The sequence below is a fragment of the Tissierella pigra genome, assembly GCF_018917845.1.
GTDB classification, from domain to species: domain Bacteria; phylum Bacillota; class Clostridia; order Tissierellales; family Tissierellaceae; genus Tissierella; species Tissierella pigra.
Genome location: NZ_JAHLPJ010000001.1, coordinates 2,850,194 through 2,867,011 on the forward strand (window position 1 = coordinate 2,850,194; position 16,818 = coordinate 2,867,011).

The window sequence follows — 16,818 nt, forward strand, 5'->3', positions numbered from 1 at the left end:
ATCACTCCTTTTTATGAAAATTTAATATTCTATTAAATCCATCATATCCAATTATAGCCCTCTCAAATATATCTGTAACTTTTTCTACATATAGTTCTGGTTCTTTCATAGCTGTACTAAAATGAGTTAGCAGAAGTTCGTCTACATTACCATCATAAGCTAACTTTCCTGCCTCTGCAAAGGTCATATGCTTATTCTTAATAGCTTTATGTAAATCTTCATTATCTCCATATGTACCTTCACATACAAAAAAAGTGCTGTCCCTTATGAAATCTACTATTTTATCCGTAGGTCTTGTATCTGTAATATAACTTAGTTTTATTCCTTTTCTTTCTTCTCCCAATACCATGCTTGGGTAGTATTCTTGATTATCATATATTATAGTTTCTCCGTTTTGCAGATTTCTCCATATTTCTCTAGGAACCTTATATAATTCTGCTTTTTCTGGATAAAATTTAGGCTTTCTTTTAATATAAAATCCATAGCCTAAACATGGTGCAGAGTGTTCTAACTCCAATGTGGAAATAATCATATTAGCATTAGAGGAAACTTCACTATCAATTTTTGTTCCTTTCGGTGAAATATTGATACCTAAAGGTTCTATGGGATTTTCTATTATATTTATTTCATATGGTAGATTTTTTAATGAAAATATAAGCCCATTTACTATGTCTTGTATCCCTGCAGGTCCTATTATTGTTATAGGTTCTATTCTATCACTATTGCCAATGGTAGAAAGAAGCCCAGGTAAGCCAAATATATGATCTCCATGACCATGAGTTATACATATTATATCTATAGACTTAAATCCTGTTTTCATCTTTCTCATGGCTACCTGAGTGCCTTCTCCGCAATCTATTAGTATTTGTCTTCCATTATACCCTATTACCATAGATGATAAAAACCTTTCTGGCATAGGCATACCTCCACCACTTCCTAATAAGCATATATCAAGCAATAATATCTCTCCTTCAATATTAAAGTAATTTTTGATTATATATAGTATATCCTATCATACTAAAATCTTTTCTACATTATTCAAGGTAAAATAATAGCAATCAAGAGAATATTATCTTGATTGCTATTGTCTCAATTTTATTTAATAATTTATTCTAATTATACTTTCTCTTCTCACCAAACAACTCATCTTTGGAATACATGGCTATCTTATATATATGGTCTGCAATTCTTTCAAGATGGCTTACCATATCTATAAATAGTACCCCCGAATCTACGTTGCAGGTTCCTTCATTTAGTCTTCTTATATGATTTTCTTGGAATCTTTCACTCATTTCATCTACTTCATCTTCTAATTTAATAATCCTATCTATAAGTTCCATATCTCTATTTTTAATGGCAATAATGGTGCTGTTAAATAGCTCAATAATAGTTTTTTCTAATTGCTTTAATTCACTTATGGCAGTATCAGTAAATGATAGATTACCATCTATCTTCTTATTACATAGGGAAGATATTTCAATAACTCTATCTCCTGATCTTTCAATATTATTTATACTACTTATCATAGCTGGTATCATAATAGACTGACTTTCAGTTAATCCTTTTCTTGAAATTTCCACTATATATTTTGTTAATTCTTTCTGCATTTCATTTATAATTGCCTCATTATCTACTACTTCAGTCATTCTCTTTCTATCGTCTGTATACGCTATGTTCATTACATCTAAAACCATATCTTTTAGAATTTCTGTTCCTCTAATAATTTCAGTTCTTGATGCTTCTAAGGCTGCCACAGGAGTATCTAAAAGTAATTTATCTAAATGTACCTTATCATTACTATGGTCTCCTTTTCTTTTAACAACTTTATAAAGAAAATCAACATAATATTTTGTAATAGGTAAGAACAATAAAGCACTTAATAGATTAAATAATGTATGAGCATTGGCAATATATACAGATATATCTGCATTGGCAGTTAAATAGTCTGTAGTAAATATTACTATTTTCATAAATATAGGTAATGTTATCCATGTTATTGCAACTCCAAATATATTATAAAGAGTATGAGCCCATGCAGTTCTTCTTGCATTTATATTTCCTGTCATACTTGCAAGTTGTGCTGTAAAACATGTTCCTATATTATCTCCTAACATTATACAAATTGCTGATTGTAAGTCTATAAGACCTGCTTGACTAAGAACCATTACAAGTCCTACAGTTGCAGCACTACTATGTACCATAGCAGTTACAACTATTCCCAAGATTACTCCTACTACTGGAATAGACGCATATTTGGTAAAGAAATACTTTAAGGCCTCACTTTGTTGCATATATGGAATTCCATCATTAAGTATTTTAAGACCTAAAAACATCATTCCAAAGCCCATCATTGCCTGTCCAATATTTTTTATCTTTTTATTTTTAGCAATATAGTTAATGGCAAATCCTATACCTAGCACTGGAAGAGCTATATCCGTTAATTTAAACTTAAAACTAAATGCCATCAATTGAGCTGTTATTGTAGTTCCAATATTAGCCCCATAAATAATACCTACTGCTTGAGGAAGTTTCATAAGACCAGAGTTAACAAAGCCAACTGTTAATACTGTAACTGCTGTACTACTCTGGACTATTGCCGTTACAAAAGTACCTACTAAAAACGCACTCCATACCTTACCAGTTAATACTGTAAGGATTTTTTTCATGGTTTCTCCAGATGCCTTTTCAAGACCATCTCCCATCATATCAACACCATACATCAATAAAGCTGTTCCACCAATAAGCCCAAATATTAGCTCTTCCATTTGCTTTCCTCCAATTTAATAACCTAATAGTTAGTTTTTTTCTTATGTTCTTAAAAATATATTATAAAAATCTCACAATAACAATTTTATCAGCAAAGTTTTATAAATACAATATAAATTATTTAGATTAGCGAACTATTAAAAATTATAACCTTTATTTTTGCTATTATACTATCTTTCTAGTATAATAAAAATTCGGATTTCAAACCCCATAAATAAAAAAATCAGAACATTTCCATTGGTTATAAAAAAATAGATACGATGGCTATCGAAATTTTTTTCAATAATCATCGTATCTATTTACCTTATAGATAGCTTAAAATTACATCTGGTACACCTGAGAGGGCTCGAACCCCCAACCCCCTGATCCGAAGTCAGGTGCTCTATCCAATTGAGCTACAGGTGCAGATAATATTATATATAAAAAAAATTGGCATCAGCCAATTTTATGTATGGTGCGGGAAAGAGGACTTGAACCCCCACGTCAATGACACTAGATCCTAAGTCTAGCGCGTCTGCCAATTCCGCCACTCCCGCATATAGCCTCTAGGGCTATTATTGGTGATCCATCCGCGACTCGAACGCGGGACACCCTGATTAAAAGTCAGGTGCTCTACCGACTGAGCTAATGGATCATGATTATTTGATATACTAGCAGATGTGATATATTCCTCTGATTAAACTTACCAATCAAGGACTAAGCGATGTACACAAAATCGAAAACTACGATTTTGGTCCCCTGCTTATACCGACATGAGCTAATGGATCATGATTATTTAATTCACACCTTGTGAAATTTTATGGGGTGGATGATGGGATTCGAACCCACGACCTCCAGAGCCACAATCTGGCGCCATAACCAACTAGGCCACACCCACCATAATTTTATTTCCTTGGCGCACCTAGGAGGATTTGAACCCCCGGCACACGGATTAGAAGTCCGTTGCTCTATCCAACTGAGCTATAGGTGCAAGCTTTTTATGATCCAGTTGGATTCATTATGACTATCAATTTACTTTAGAGCTAAAAAATTAAAATCCTTATAGCCCAAATATCTTGCTTGTCTCAAGGTTGTTGTCCAAGTAATATTAACTCGCTAACAATTTAAAATTATAGCAGGTTTAAAATATAAAGTCAACACTATTTTATAAATTTATTTTAATTATTTTAGTCTTTATTTCTTCATCAATGTCTAAAATACCAAAAGTCCTGATTCTTTCAGTAGTTCTAGGTAGAAAAGCACTTCCAGGATTCATGATGGTTATACCTTCTTCTTTTTCTATCATAGGTATATGAGTATGACCAAATAATACTAGGTCTGCCCCTAATTCCAGCCCTTTATAGTATAATTTGATTACCCCATTTTCAACATTATATTTATGACCGTGGGTTAAGAATATTTTTTTATTTTTTATTTCTATTATCTCATCCTCTTTATATTTTGTATTAAAATAGTCTCCATTACCTTTTACAATTATACTTTCTATTCCTAAAGATTTAGATATCTTTTCTCCATCATCTACATAATCTCCTAGATGAAATAACATATCAGGCTTTTCCATGTCCAGTAATGTTTCTAAAACATATTTATTATTTCCATGAGTATCACTAACTACTGCTATTTTCATACTAATCTTACTCCTATTATTTCTTTTATTACTTTTTTCATTTCATCTAATGCTTTTGCTCTATGACTTATTTTATTCTTAATATCTTCTCCAAGCTCTGCAAAGGTTTTATTATAACCATTAGGTGTAAATAATGGGTCATATCCAAAGTCATTGTTTCCTTCTTCCTTAAAGCCTATGGTGCCTTTACATTGCCCTTTAACTACTATCAGTTCCTTGTCCTCTGTAACTAAAGCTATTACTGCCTCAAACTTAGCAGTTCTATTTTCTAAAGGCACATCTTTTAAGGTTTCTAAAAGCTTTTGATTATTTTTCTTATCATTTCCCTCTTCTCCTGCATATCTTGAAGAGTAAACTCCAGGTTCTCCATTTAATATATCTACAAATAGTCCTGAATCATCTGCTAGAACCATATAATCTAATTTTTCAGCTAATGTCTTAGCTTTTTTTATACTATTTTCTTCTAAAGTATTTCCATCTTCTACTACCTCTAAGTCCCCCAATCCTACATCATGCTTTGTTACTACTTCTATTGGCAAATCTTTTAATATATTTTTTATTTCTTCAACTTTATGTTTATTTCCAGTTGATAATACAAGTTTTCTTTTATTCATCTTATAACTCCTTTAATTTTAATTATTATATTATTTTATCAAAAATATAATATTTTATCTATAAATAAACAATAAAAGAATTTTGTAACATTTTTAATAGGTTTGCATAAACTAAATTTAATAAAATAAAAAGGTGAGCAACGCTCACCTAATGTACATAATTCATAATTTATCATTCATAATTTGCTATCTCCTAATATTCATTGGCAAATACTGGAATTGTGGTGTTTATTATTTCTCCATCTATAAGTAATTCTACAGTTTCTATTTCTGAAAATTGACTTAATGTTAAGCCTATATTTTTTATTATGTCACTAAATGTATCATCACTGGCTGTATCCATATTATCATAGGATATATCCACATATGCAGTACCGTCTTTTACTTCTACTCCGTGTAACATAACATCCTTTGGTATATCGGAGAATAACCCAATATCTACTGGAGGACCATCAAATAATAAATCCAATGCTGAATATACATTTGCTACTGGTGCAAGAGTAGGTATGGTTACTGGCACAAAATATTCATACTCTTCATTATTCATCCCCTTATAGTATACTACAACCTTTGAACGTCCTTCTTCTAAACTGCCAACTAAATTAATATTTTCTCGTGCCAATGGCTGACTAATATTTCCTCCATAAGTCATTGAAGGTAATGCTTTTCCGCCAACTAATATTTGTACTTCACTAATAGCTGGAAATTCTGTTAGTGTATATACTACACCTTTAATAAAACTTTCCTCATCTTTTTCAGATTGATTGTTTAGAACATTTTCAGAAAAGTCTATTTTACATAGTCCTGTATCTTCATTTATAGACATTCCCAAAATCTCTGTACCTGCTGGTATAACTGGCAATAATCCAGTAGGACTCAACATCTCCCTAAGCTCTGCACTATCAACCATATTATTAAGTGTTACTTTTGCAATTCCTTCTTCCCAAGGTATCCTCTTCATTACAGGAACTAAATAACCATCTGCATCTTTAAAGTACATTACTGTCTTTCTTATACCTTCTTCTTCAGTTAAAACCACTTCATTTTCATCAGATCTAATTATTTCAATCTCATCATCTTTAGCTGATAACCTATTTTCAATTAGGTTCTTTCCAAAAGTCAATACTGTTAGACCTAAGACTACTATTAGTCCAAATAAAATTATTCTCCTGTTTACTTTTACCATCGTCAACCCTCCTAGTTCATACTAGTACATTATATTAGAGGAGTTGTCAGACTATGAATAATTTATATTTAAAATTTGAAAAAAGCAAGGATAACCTTGCTTTTTAGTGTTCTTCAAAATATTTTTGTATTCCTTTTATTATGCCAGATACTATTTTGTATTGGTACTCTTCATTAAATAATAGCTGTTCTTCTTGTGCATTGGATAAGAAACCTGTTTCTACTAATACAGCTGGCATTTTAGTTTCTCTAAGTACTACTAGGTTTGGTCTTTGAATTATACCTTTATCTACTGCTCCTGTTTCCTTTAGTATCTCTTCCATTATGGCTTTAGCAAAAGGATGTTGATCTACTTCTTTTATGCTAGATTTAGTAGCAGGACAATATAATATTTGAACTCCTGCTATGGACCTATTATCATGAGCATTCCCATGGATACTTACAAATAAGTCAGCATTATTATCATTGGCAATTCTAGCTCTTTCGTATAAGTCTATAAATTCATCTGTATCCCTAGTCATTACAGTATTGTAACCTAGTTCCTGTAATTTTTCATTTAATTTCAATGATACACTAAGGTTCAAATCCTTTTCTCTTCTACTGGCTACTGATAATGCTCCAGGGTCTTTTCCACCATGTCCTGCATCTATGACTATTAGATTTCCTAAAGGATTATAATTTGAATCTCTTTTTAATAATAAAGAGATTTTATTATCTACATCACTGGATAATAAAGTATATTCTATTGATTTTGTAAACTTAATAAGTAATCTAGTATAATGCTCGTCTTTGACTACTTCTAACTCATCTACAAACCCATCCTTTACTGAAGCTTTACCTTCTGCTAACTCTACTTTGTTACTTGGAATATCTATTTGTATTAATCTCTTGTCTGAATTATAGTTTACAGCATAATATGTTTCTTCTAAGTCTAATATGGTAAACATCTTTTCTTGTCCTGAAGAAGTATAAGAAATATTCTCCCATAATGATTTTTCAGGATAAACTATTGTTTTGTTACCATCATAGTCTATCTTTATATTGGAATCGGCAACTCCTTCTTTTATATCTAAAACCACTCTAACTATTCTGTCATCAGCACTATAATTATTATCTCCATTAAACTGTGAAACCCTAACCCCTTTAATAAATCCTAGTTCATAGTCATAGCTGTAAGTAGTTCCCACTAAGTTAGAGTCCATTATATCTAAGACTAATCTTTCTGGATTTTGTAGTTTCATAGTATTTATTTTAGGTTGAGAAATGGAATTGATTACAATTGCTTCTTTTCCATTGACAAATTCTTTTGCAATTGATTTTACTTCATTATAGGATACTACAACATCAGACTTATTATCAAAGGATACAGTTATATTTTTCCCATTATCCTCTGAAGCGATATTATATTTTATTTTATCCTTCAATGTAAGTATTACCCTAGTGATACTAGGATCTGTTGAAAACTGCGAATATTCTACTTTATCAATAATACTGTCGTTTGTATTTATCATTCCTGATGCAGTATTATTTACAAGTATCTTTGAATCATTAATATCGATTACAAGCTTATTACTGTCTTCTATAAATACTGTTTCGTATTTTATAGATTTGTTGCTTTTTATAACTAGTTTATTCTTATTTGTACTTCCCTTTTCTAAAGATATGCTATTTACCAATGCTTCATTAGTGTTTATATATGGAGCATCTTTCGCACTATCCCAGCCAACTTCATATCCAAATACATCAGTTACAAACTTTAAAGGAATCATAGTTCTTGAATCTTTTCCATCTACTTTAGCTAATCTTGGAATAGCAAATTTATCTAAATTTACTTTCTTACCATTGATTATAGCTACATTGCTGTCTATGGTAAATTTACCTTCTTTGTCTCCATGAGTTACTGTAGCCGTTTTAGTTTTTTGATCCCAACCTACTTCAGCACCATAACTTTCTGATACAAATCTAATAGGCACTAATGTCCTATCACTATAAACAAAGGAGGGAAATTCTGTATTTATTGCTTGTCCATCCATAATAATAGGTACTGGTTTTACAGAAACCTTAGTACCATTTATACTTACTTGAATCTTATTACCTGTTGCTGCATGTCCTATTTGACTAAAGATAAATAATAGTACAAATAAGGGTAGTATTACCTTCCATTTTTTCATTCATCTACCTCCTTGTGTCTCTAACTCTTTTGAATAGCTTGTATATTTTATTTATATCATTTATTGGATTATTATGTCAACGAATTCTAGGTTTTGTAATGATAATGTAATATTATTGAGTTAAAGATAAAGCCTTGTATAGCTCATCACTTTGAGGAGGCTCTATTGCTATGGTCTCTCCATCTTTTTCCAAGGTAATTCCTTTATCTATTACCTCTCCAATAACAGTAACTTTAATTCCTTCCTCATTTAATTTTTCTTGGATTTCTACGATTTTTTTTTCTTCTGCAATAATTAACATTGAGCCACTTGAAATAAGTCTATATAAATCTATATCTATTAGATTTGCGATTTCTCTAGTTTCATCTTTTACTGGAATTAAGTTTTCTACTACTTTGATCCCCTTACCAGTAGCCTTAGAAGCCTCCCAAACTGCTCCCAAAACTCCTCCTTCAGTAATATCGTGCATATATCTGACTCCTATATTTCCACAGATTATTCCTTCCTTAACCACACTAAGCATACTGTCCATATTCTTTGCATTTTCCAATTTCTCTTTCTCCAATTTATAAATCAATTCTTCCTCTAGTTCCTTTGCAATTATGGATGTCCCCTCTATTCCTGCATATTTAGTTATTAAAACTTTATCTCCAACTTTTATTTCTTTAGGATTAGGCAGTTTTTCCCTAGGTTGTTTTCCTATAACTGTTGTGCTAATTACAATTCTGTTTACAGCATCTGTAATTTCAGTATGACCTCCCATTATTTCAACATTGATTTCTTTAGCAACTTCTCCAGCCTCTTTCATAATATTTTCTATATCCTTTTCAGTAGTACTTGGCGGTGCTAATATTGTAAGCATTACACCTATAGGTTCTGCCCCTGCAGTTGCTACATCATTACATGAAATATGTACAGCCAGCTTTCCAATATCCTTAGTTGCACCTGTAATTGGATCTGTACTCATTACACATAAATCATTGCCAAAGTCAATTACAGCACTGTCTTCTCCTACTGCTGCTTTTACCAATACTTCTTTCCGTTTATTCTTTATATTTGATAAAACTATTTTTTCTAATACTTCATTAGGCAATTTTCCAATTTCCATTTCCGAACCTCCCAAATATTTGTCTCTATATATTCTAACATATGGGAAACACTTTTTATACAATATGGATACACTTTTAGATATTTCCATAATAAAATATGCTCCTTTACAGTATACAGTTTTTGCTAACCTAACTACATACTATAAAGGAGCATATTATTTAATAATCTTTATTATATTAAAGTTTTCAATTCTGCTAATATACTTCTACACTCTTTATCATTCATAATTCTAAATTTTGCTATATCACGAATCCTATCATTTTGGTCAACTATACTTTCACTATCTATATTTCCAATATCCGACTCACTAATTTCCTTCATAAAATAATCATCTGCTGCTTTCCTTAGTGACTGTTCATCATAAGTTACTTTATTTGAAGCATCTGAGAATTCTTTTACTACGGCTCTGGCTAATGATGCAATGACATATACCCTCCCAACAAAATGACTTTCATATTCAGGGTACTCAATATCTCCTAATGATTTTTTGTCATAGGCACTTTGAATTAAAGGCTTTATAGTATCAAAAAACTCTTTATCAAATTTTAAAACTCTTTTATCCATAGTATCGTCATGAAAAATTGGATTAGTTACCAAAAATCCATCTCCAACAGCAACTCCATTTAAGTACCTTTCAATTACAGCTGTTATCAACCTATCTAAATCTATAAAAGAATAATCTGGATTGGAATTGTACGCATAATTATTAGTCTTTTCTACTTCTTTTTCTTTAATCTCATGACTTTTTGTGCTACTATTTACTTTTATTGACTCATAAGCTGTATTTATTCTATTTATCATGTTGTTTCTCCTATCTAGCATCAATCTTTATATCATAGCTTACTTGATCCCAAGAACTACTAAGTAAACTTAGCTTTACAAAATAATCTCCTTCTGAAGCATTTCGAGCAGTGACAACTTGTTGAATTCCATCACTAATTCCGCCAGAAACGCGTATCATAGTTCCATTACTATTTTGACGATAAATTTCAATATTTACTTTTCCCCTAGTGGATATATTGAATAAAGTAACATCTATATTTCCATAATTCCTATGACTATAGTAATAATAGTCAACTGAGTCATAACCTCTATCTAACTTACCTCTTTTCCATTGTGTATTAGCTTTTAATTTATTATTTTGTTTTGCTTGTGCTGGTGTGTCATTTGGTTCAACTTCATACATTCCACTCATTACACTAATATTCTTATTTGTTTTATCTGCAACATTAGCACCTTCAGCGAAAACTGTTGTACTTGTTACTAATAAAATCATCACTACTAATAAAACCATACTTTTTTTCCTCATATCCCTTTTCCCCCTCTTTAATATTTTTAAGGTTCTGTCAATGGTTTCTTCATGTTATAAATTCATTACCCATATATATATCCATTAATCAATTTATTTGAAAATAAAAAATATTTTACGGTTATATTTTAATAATATTTAAATTTGTTTTGGAAAAAATAAAGATAATTGACTGAAAGGGAGGTTTTTGCTTTGATGATACCTTGTTCTGAAAAATGTTTGTATGAGAAAGATGGATTGTGTGATTTAAAAACAGTTATTCCACAATCTAGCACTCCTACTCCTGATTGCCCTTATTTTACTGAAAGGGAAAGTAAAAACAAATCGTAGACTCTCTAAAATTAAAAGTACCAAAAGTCAATTCTTTAACTTTTGGTACTTTTAATTTTAATAATATCTCATACTATGAATTAGCAACTTCCATATTAAGTTCGCCTTCTTGTTTTGCTATTACTGCTGTACAAACCGCATCACCTGTAATATTAGTAACTGTTCTACCCATATCTACAAGTCTGTCTATACCCATAATCAATCCAATTCCCTCTAAAGGCAATCCTATGGATTGCAATACCATAGAAAGCATTATAGTTCCAGCTCCAGGCACTCCAGCTGTACCTATGGATGCCAATGTAGCAGTGAGTATTACTGTAAGCATCATTCCAGTAGTTAATTCATATCCATAAACTTGAGCTATGAAAAACACTGCTATACCTTGCATTATGGCAGTACCATCCATGTTAATAGTTGCTCCCAATGGAATAGTAAAAGATGCAATATTCTTTGAAATCCCCAATTCTTTCTCTGCTATTTCTAAAGAAACTGGAACTGTAGCATTACTACTGGCTGTTGAAAATGCCACTGACATAGCTGGAAAAAATTTCTTATAAAACTTCATCGGTGATAAGTTTGTCAATCCCTTTAGAAGACCTCCATATATAAAGAACATATGAATTATTAGTCCTAGATATACAGTAAGTATATACTTAATTAAAGGCAGTAAACCTGTATATCCTACAGTAGCAAATGTCCTTGCTATAAGCCCAAATACACCTATTGGTGCAAATTTCATTACTATTTCTACTAATTTCATTATAAGATCATTTAAGTTATCAAATAACTTTATCAGTAATTCAGCTTTTTTACCTAGTAAAGATAATCCCACTCCTGTCAATATGGCAAATACAATAATTTGTAACATATTTCCTTCAGCCATGGCAGCAATCGGATTTCTTGGTACCATTTCGTACAATATCTGAATAAGTGGTACCTTTTCATTTATTATAGGATCTACAGTCTCTATGACTGACATATCTAACCCTACTCCAGGTTTCAAGAAAAAACCTAGTATCAGCGCTATAACCACAGCTAATGCAGTAGTAGTTAAATAAAATCCTACGGTTTTGACACCTACTCTACCTAGTTTTTTCACATCTCCCATACTGGCAGCACCATTTACTAATGATACGAAAACTAAAGGAACTACAAGCATCATTATTGCTCTTAAAAACATTTGACCTACTAATTGGAATACTCCATCAATTAAAATTTTATCCTTAACAACTCCATTAGGTAATTGAAAAACTATAATTCCAGTAATCAATCCAAGTAAAAGTCCTATAAGTACCTTTGATGTAAGGTTTATTTTTTTCTTAGACATAATATCCCCCCTAAAATATTTTATACTATATAAATTATAGATATTATTAGTAATAATATCTTATTCTGAATATTTTTTCAAGTTTTAATTATCGGAATAAACTTTGATATAAAAAAATAGATGGAAAACTCCATCTATCTTTCATTTATCATTTCTATTAACATTTTATTTACCATTTGAGGGTTTGCCTTGCCTTTTGATGCTTTCATTATTTGTCCTACTAAAAATCCTATGGCTCTATCTTTACCATTTTTATAATCAATAATAGATTGTTCATTTTCATCTAGGACTTTTGATACTATTTCCTTTAAAGCACCTTCATCACTTATTTGAACTAATTCTTGTTCTTTAATTATAGTTTCTGGCTCTTTCCCTGTGTCAAAGATTTCCTTTAATACTTTTTTACCTGTGTTATTGTTGATTTTTCCGTCTTTCACAATTTTTATTAAATCTCCCAAAGATTTTGGTGTAAGCTTAGTGTCTTGTATTTCTATTTCTTCATCTTTTAATCTTCTTAGGACATCTCCCATAATCCAGTTGCTAACTAACTTTGAATCATCTATATATTTAATAGTCTCTTCAAAGAAAGTAGCTAAGTCTTTAGATGCCGTTAATACTCCTGCATCATATTCTGAAAGGTCATAGTCTTTTATAAATCTTTCTTTCTTATGGTGAGGTAACTCTGGAAGATTATTTTTTATTTCATCTACCCATGAATCTTCTAAAACTATTTCTGCAAAGTCTCCGTCTGGCGCATATCTATAGTCTGCAACTGTGCCTTTTGCTCTCATGGATATGGTTTCACCTTTTACTTCATCCCATCTTCTAGTTTCCTTAACTGTGTTTTCGCCTTTTTGTAAAAGCTCTATATGTCTTTTTTCCTCATACTCCATAGCTTTTACTGCACCTCTAAAGGAGTTTAAATTTTTTATTTCTGTAATATTGGTTTTATTTCCTGTCTCACTATCTACTATATTTATATTTACGTCACATCTAAGAGAACCTTCTTCCATTTTACAATCTGAAACTTCAATATACTTTAAAGTTGATCTTAGATTTTCAAGGAATTGTCTTGCTTCCTCTGGTGTATTCATTTCTGGTTTTGTAACTATTTCTATAAGAGGTACACCTGCTCTATTATAGTCAATTAAAGTGTCTCCCTCTGTTGTATGAGTTTGTTTACCTGTATCTTCTTCTATATGGATTCTTTCTAGGTGAACCTTTTTAGTTCCTTCTTCTGTTTCTATTTCTATATGTCCACCTTCACATAAAGGTATGTCATCTTGAGAAATTTGATAACCTTTAACTAAATCTGAATAAAAATAATTTTTTCTATCCATTCTAGTATGAGTATTTATTTTACAATTAAGTGCAATTCCTGCTCTTATGGCATATTCTATTGCTGTTTTATTTATAACTGGAAGAGCACCAGGTAATCCTATACAAACTGGACAGCAATGTGTGTTGGCTTCACCACCAAAGGCATTAGTACAACTACAAAACATCTTTGTCTTTGTCATAAGTTCAGTATGGATTTCAAGTCCGATTATAGTTTTATAGGCCATTTTTTACTCCTCCTTCAAATCCTAGACCTGCTTTAATTATATTTGCTTCTTTAAGTCTATTTCCAATTATTTGTAATCCAACAGGCAATCCTTCTACATATCCACAAGGTATACTCATGGAACAAAGACCTGCTAAATTTACAGGTACTGTAAATAAATCTCCCATATACATAGCTAATGGGTCGTTTACCTTTTCACCTAATTTAAATGGTAAAACTGGACAAGTAGGAGACAGAATTATATCGTATTTGCTAAAAGCTTTATCAAAATCATTTTTTATAAGTGTTCTTACTTTTAATGCTTTTTTATAATGGTCATCTGCATATCCTCTACTTAATGAATAAGTTCCTAACATTATTCTTCTTTTAACCTCTTCACCAAAGGCTTCTGTTCTTGAATTTGTATATAATTCATCTAAAGTATTATATTCTTTTGCCCTATATCCATATTTAACCCCGTCAAATCTTGCTAAGTTTGAGCTAATTTCTGATGTAGATATAATATAGTAAGCTGCTAGTCCATACTCTATATGAGGTAAAGATATTTCTTCTATTTCTGCACCTAAGGATTCAAACATCTTTATTGATTTTGTTATTTCTTCATTGATTCTAGGATCCATGCCCTCATAAGTAAATTCCCTTGGAAGTCCTATTTTCATTCCTTTTAAATAATCTTTATAATCTATTTCTTCTGGGAAACTGCCAAATATTATAGTTCCTTCTGGATTGTTAAATGAAGTGGAATCCTTCTTATCATATCCAGTTATGGCAGACAGCATAAATACTGCATCTCTTACATCTCTTCCAAATACTCCTACTTGGTCTAGTGTATTAGCCATAGAAACTGCACCATATCTTGACACTATACCATAACTAGGTTTTATACCTACAACGTCACAATAAGAGGCAGGTTGTCTAATAGAACCACCTGTATCTGTTCCTAAAGCCAATGCCACTTCTCCTGATTTTACGGCAGCAGCTGAGCCTCCTGAGGACCCTCCAGGTACTCTTTCTGTATCTATAGGATTTTTAGTTGGCCCAAAATATGATGTTTCTGTAGATGAACCCATGGCAAATTCGTCCATATTTGTTTTTCCCATGATTATTCCATCAGCTTCCTTTATTCTAGTAACTACTGTTGCATCATATGGTGGTATGAAATTTTCTAACATCTTAGACCCACAAGTAGTTCTAAGGTCTTTTGTCACTATATTGTCTTTAACTCCTATGGGAAGTCCTGCCAATAGTCCTATCTGTTCTCCATTTTTAATTTTCTCATCTACCTTTTCTGCTGTTTTTAGTGCTTCTTCTTTATTTAAAGTAATAAAAGCATTAATATTTTTCTCAACTTCCTCAATCCTATTAAAATGAGCTGTTACTAATTCTTTACTAGATATTTCTTTTTTAGAAATCTTTTTTCTCATTTCAAATGCTGATAATTTTGTAATATCCATTTTATCACCTCTTTTTATTCCACTATTTTTAGTAATTTAAAATATCCATATTGATTTTCTTTAATATTCTGTAAAACTTCTTCTCTAGATAATCCTTCTTGTACTACATCTTCTCTTAATACTTGTATATGATTATTAACTCCATAAGCAGGCTCTACACCTTCTGTATTTACTTCGTTTAATTTCTCAACATAACTTAAAACTTCAGAAAACTTGTGAGTAAATCCATCAATTTCTTCTTCTGAGAATTTTAATTTAGCTAAATTAGCCATATGTTCTACCTGTTCCCTAGTAATCATTCTAATTCCTCCTCATTAGACTTTCCTTACTATTTTACCACTTATTATATAAAAAAATCAAATGATAGCTAAATATATCATTTGATTTTATATATGTATTTTTTTATTCATCTATATTAAAGCTAAGGCAAGTATTTACTACTTTACCAAATTTATAATCTTCCTTGACCTTTACATTTTTATAGGCTTTAATTACCTCTATAACACTGTCCATAGTTTCATCTATGATTTTATCCTTATGATATACCAAACTAAAACTTCTATTCCATACATGCTCTATATGTTTAAATACTCGAATCTGATTTTGTTTTATTTCATTTTCTATTAGTCTTATGGATATAGCACCTAGACATCCATTTTTTAAGATTGCATTTTTCATAGCTTCCGGACAATTTGTTTCCCACTTTATCTTTACATCAAATCCATTTTCATACATATAATCCTCAAAAAGTTTTCTTGTCCCACTACCTTTTTCCCTCATTACAAAATCTAAATCTAGTAATTCAGGTAGTTCAACTACTTCTCTACTGCTAAATTTATGATTTAGACCACATGCTAAAACTAAATAATCATCTATTTCCGGAAGTGAAACTAAATTAGGATTATTAATTTCTCCCTCTACAATAGCAATATCTATTTCTGAGTTTAATAGTTTTTCTTCTATTGCCTTTGTATTATTCACATATACATAAGTTTCTATATTTGAATTTTTTTCTTTAATACTATTTACAATATCTGATATAAGGCAACTTCCTACAGTTATGGTAGCTCCTACTTTTATTTTATATACATCATTTATTGTAGACATTTTCGCTTCTAAATCATCAAACTGTTTAACTGCTGCTTTTGCATAACTAAGTAGCAGTTTTCCTTCATGGGTTATATGCAGTTTCTTACATAGGCGTTCAAATAAAAGAACATTGTAGTATTCTTCAAGTTCTCTAATGGTTTGACTTACTGTAGGTTGAGAAATAAAAAGTTTCGATGCCGCAGTACTCATTTTCCCACTATTTGCAACTTCTATAAATACTTTCAAATGTCTTATATCCATTTTCAATCTCC

The 16,818-nt window shown here is 31.0% G+C and carries 15 protein-coding genes and 5 tRNA genes; 1 reads left to right on the plus strand and 19 read right to left on the minus strand.

The genetic code is table 11. The features are described 5' to 3' along the window. Window position 1: 1 nt before the first annotated feature. The 14 genes from KQI41_RS14065 to KQI41_RS14130 form a co-directional block, all read right to left on the minus strand. The gene (locus KQI41_RS14065; protein WP_154438629.1) at window positions 2–958 is read right to left on the minus strand and encodes a ribonuclease Z; all 957 of its coding nucleotides are present in this window, start codon (window positions 956–958) and stop codon (window positions 2–4) included. Between the two features lie 154 nt (window positions 959–1,112). Next, the gene (locus tag KQI41_RS14070; RefSeq protein ID WP_154438631.1) at window positions 1,113–2,765 is read right to left on the minus strand and encodes a Na/Pi cotransporter family protein; all 1,653 of its coding nucleotides are present in this window, start codon (window positions 2,763–2,765) and stop codon (window positions 1,113–1,115) included. A 329-nt stretch (window positions 2,766–3,094) separates the two neighbouring features. Beyond that, a tRNA-Arg gene (locus KQI41_RS14075) sits at window positions 3,095–3,171 on the minus strand. 47 nt (window positions 3,172–3,218) lie between these two features. After that, window positions 3,219–3,302, minus strand: a tRNA-Leu gene (locus KQI41_RS14080). A gap of 22 nt (window positions 3,303–3,324) precedes the next feature. Next, a tRNA-Lys gene (locus KQI41_RS14085) sits at window positions 3,325–3,400 on the minus strand. A 166-nt stretch (window positions 3,401–3,566) separates the two neighbouring features. Beyond that, window positions 3,567–3,643, minus strand: a tRNA-His gene (locus KQI41_RS14090). Window positions 3,644–3,659: 16 nt separating this feature from the next. After that, window positions 3,660–3,736 (minus strand) — tRNA-Arg (locus tag KQI41_RS14095). 174 nt (window positions 3,737–3,910) lie between these two features. Next, entirely contained in the window at window positions 3,911–4,393 is a 483-nt protein-coding gene (locus KQI41_RS14100; protein WP_154438633.1) for a metallophosphoesterase, read from the minus strand. Further along, window positions 4,390–5,007, minus strand: a complete 618-nt coding sequence (locus tag KQI41_RS14105; RefSeq protein ID WP_154438635.1) for an XTP/dITP diphosphatase — start codon at window positions 5,005–5,007, stop codon at window positions 4,390–4,392. The genes KQI41_RS14100 and KQI41_RS14105 overlap by 4 nt, the downstream gene beginning before the upstream one ends. 193 nt (window positions 5,008–5,200) lie before the next feature. Further along, window positions 5,201–6,193 carry a GerMN domain-containing protein gene (locus KQI41_RS14110; protein ID WP_154438637.1) on the minus strand — a complete coding sequence of 331 codons (993 nt, stop codon included), beginning with the start codon at window positions 6,191–6,193 and terminating at the stop codon, window positions 5,201–5,203. A 103-nt stretch (window positions 6,194–6,296) separates the two neighbouring features. Next, a complete protein-coding gene (locus tag KQI41_RS14115) occupies window positions 6,297–8,363 on the minus strand; it encodes an N-acetylmuramoyl-L-alanine amidase family protein (protein WP_216585503.1) in 2,067 nt (688 codons plus the stop codon). 112 nt (window positions 8,364–8,475) lie between these two features. Beyond that, window positions 8,476–9,471 (minus strand): AIR synthase family protein, encoded by a 996-nt coding sequence (locus KQI41_RS14120; protein ID WP_216585504.1) that lies wholly within the window; start codon window positions 9,469–9,471, stop codon window positions 8,476–8,478. A gap of 173 nt (window positions 9,472–9,644) precedes the next feature. After that, on the minus strand, window positions 9,645–10,274 hold the full coding sequence (locus KQI41_RS14125) for a hypothetical protein (RefSeq protein ID WP_154438643.1): 630 nt from the start codon (window positions 10,272–10,274) through the stop codon (window positions 9,645–9,647). Window positions 10,275–10,284: 10 nt separating this feature from the next. Continuing rightward, complete coding sequence (locus KQI41_RS14130; RefSeq protein WP_216585505.1) at window positions 10,285–10,782, minus strand: hypothetical protein; 498 nt, start codon at window positions 10,780–10,782, stop codon at window positions 10,285–10,287. Between the two features lie 192 nt (window positions 10,783–10,974). Between KQI41_RS14130 and KQI41_RS14135 the strand changes: the two genes are divergently transcribed. After that, window positions 10,975–11,112, plus strand: coding sequence for a hydroxymyristoyl-ACP dehydratase (locus KQI41_RS14135; protein ID WP_154438647.1), 138 nt, complete (start codon window positions 10,975–10,977; stop codon window positions 11,110–11,112). Window positions 11,113–11,185: 73 nt separating this feature from the next. Here KQI41_RS14135 and KQI41_RS14140 read toward each other — a convergent pair whose 3' ends face one another. The 5 genes from KQI41_RS14140 to KQI41_RS14160 all read right to left on the minus strand — a co-directional run bounded on the left by KQI41_RS14140 (window position 11,186) and on the right by KQI41_RS14160 (window position 16,807). Then, window positions 11,186–12,439 (minus strand): dicarboxylate/amino acid:cation symporter, encoded by a 1,254-nt coding sequence (locus KQI41_RS14140; protein WP_216585506.1) that lies wholly within the window; start codon window positions 12,437–12,439, stop codon window positions 11,186–11,188. 134 nt (window positions 12,440–12,573) lie between these two features. Next, window positions 12,574–14,004, minus strand: coding sequence for an Asp-tRNA(Asn)/Glu-tRNA(Gln) amidotransferase subunit GatB (gene gatB / locus KQI41_RS14145; RefSeq protein ID WP_154438651.1), 1,431 nt, complete (start codon window positions 14,002–14,004; stop codon window positions 12,574–12,576). Then, window positions 13,994–15,457 (minus strand): Asp-tRNA(Asn)/Glu-tRNA(Gln) amidotransferase subunit GatA, encoded by a 1,464-nt coding sequence (gene gatA / locus KQI41_RS14150; RefSeq protein ID WP_216585507.1) that lies wholly within the window; start codon window positions 15,455–15,457, stop codon window positions 13,994–13,996. Before gatA ends, gatB begins: the two co-directional genes overlap by 11 nt. Before the next feature lie 14 nt (window positions 15,458–15,471). Continuing rightward, complete coding sequence (gene gatC, locus KQI41_RS14155; protein WP_154438655.1) at window positions 15,472–15,756, minus strand: Asp-tRNA(Asn)/Glu-tRNA(Gln) amidotransferase subunit GatC; 285 nt, start codon at window positions 15,754–15,756, stop codon at window positions 15,472–15,474. A gap of 103 nt (window positions 15,757–15,859) precedes the next feature. Further along, on the minus strand, window positions 15,860–16,807 hold the full coding sequence (locus tag KQI41_RS14160) for a LysR family transcriptional regulator (protein ID WP_216585508.1): 948 nt from the start codon (window positions 16,805–16,807) through the stop codon (window positions 15,860–15,862). Window positions 16,808–16,818: the final 11 nt, after the last annotated feature.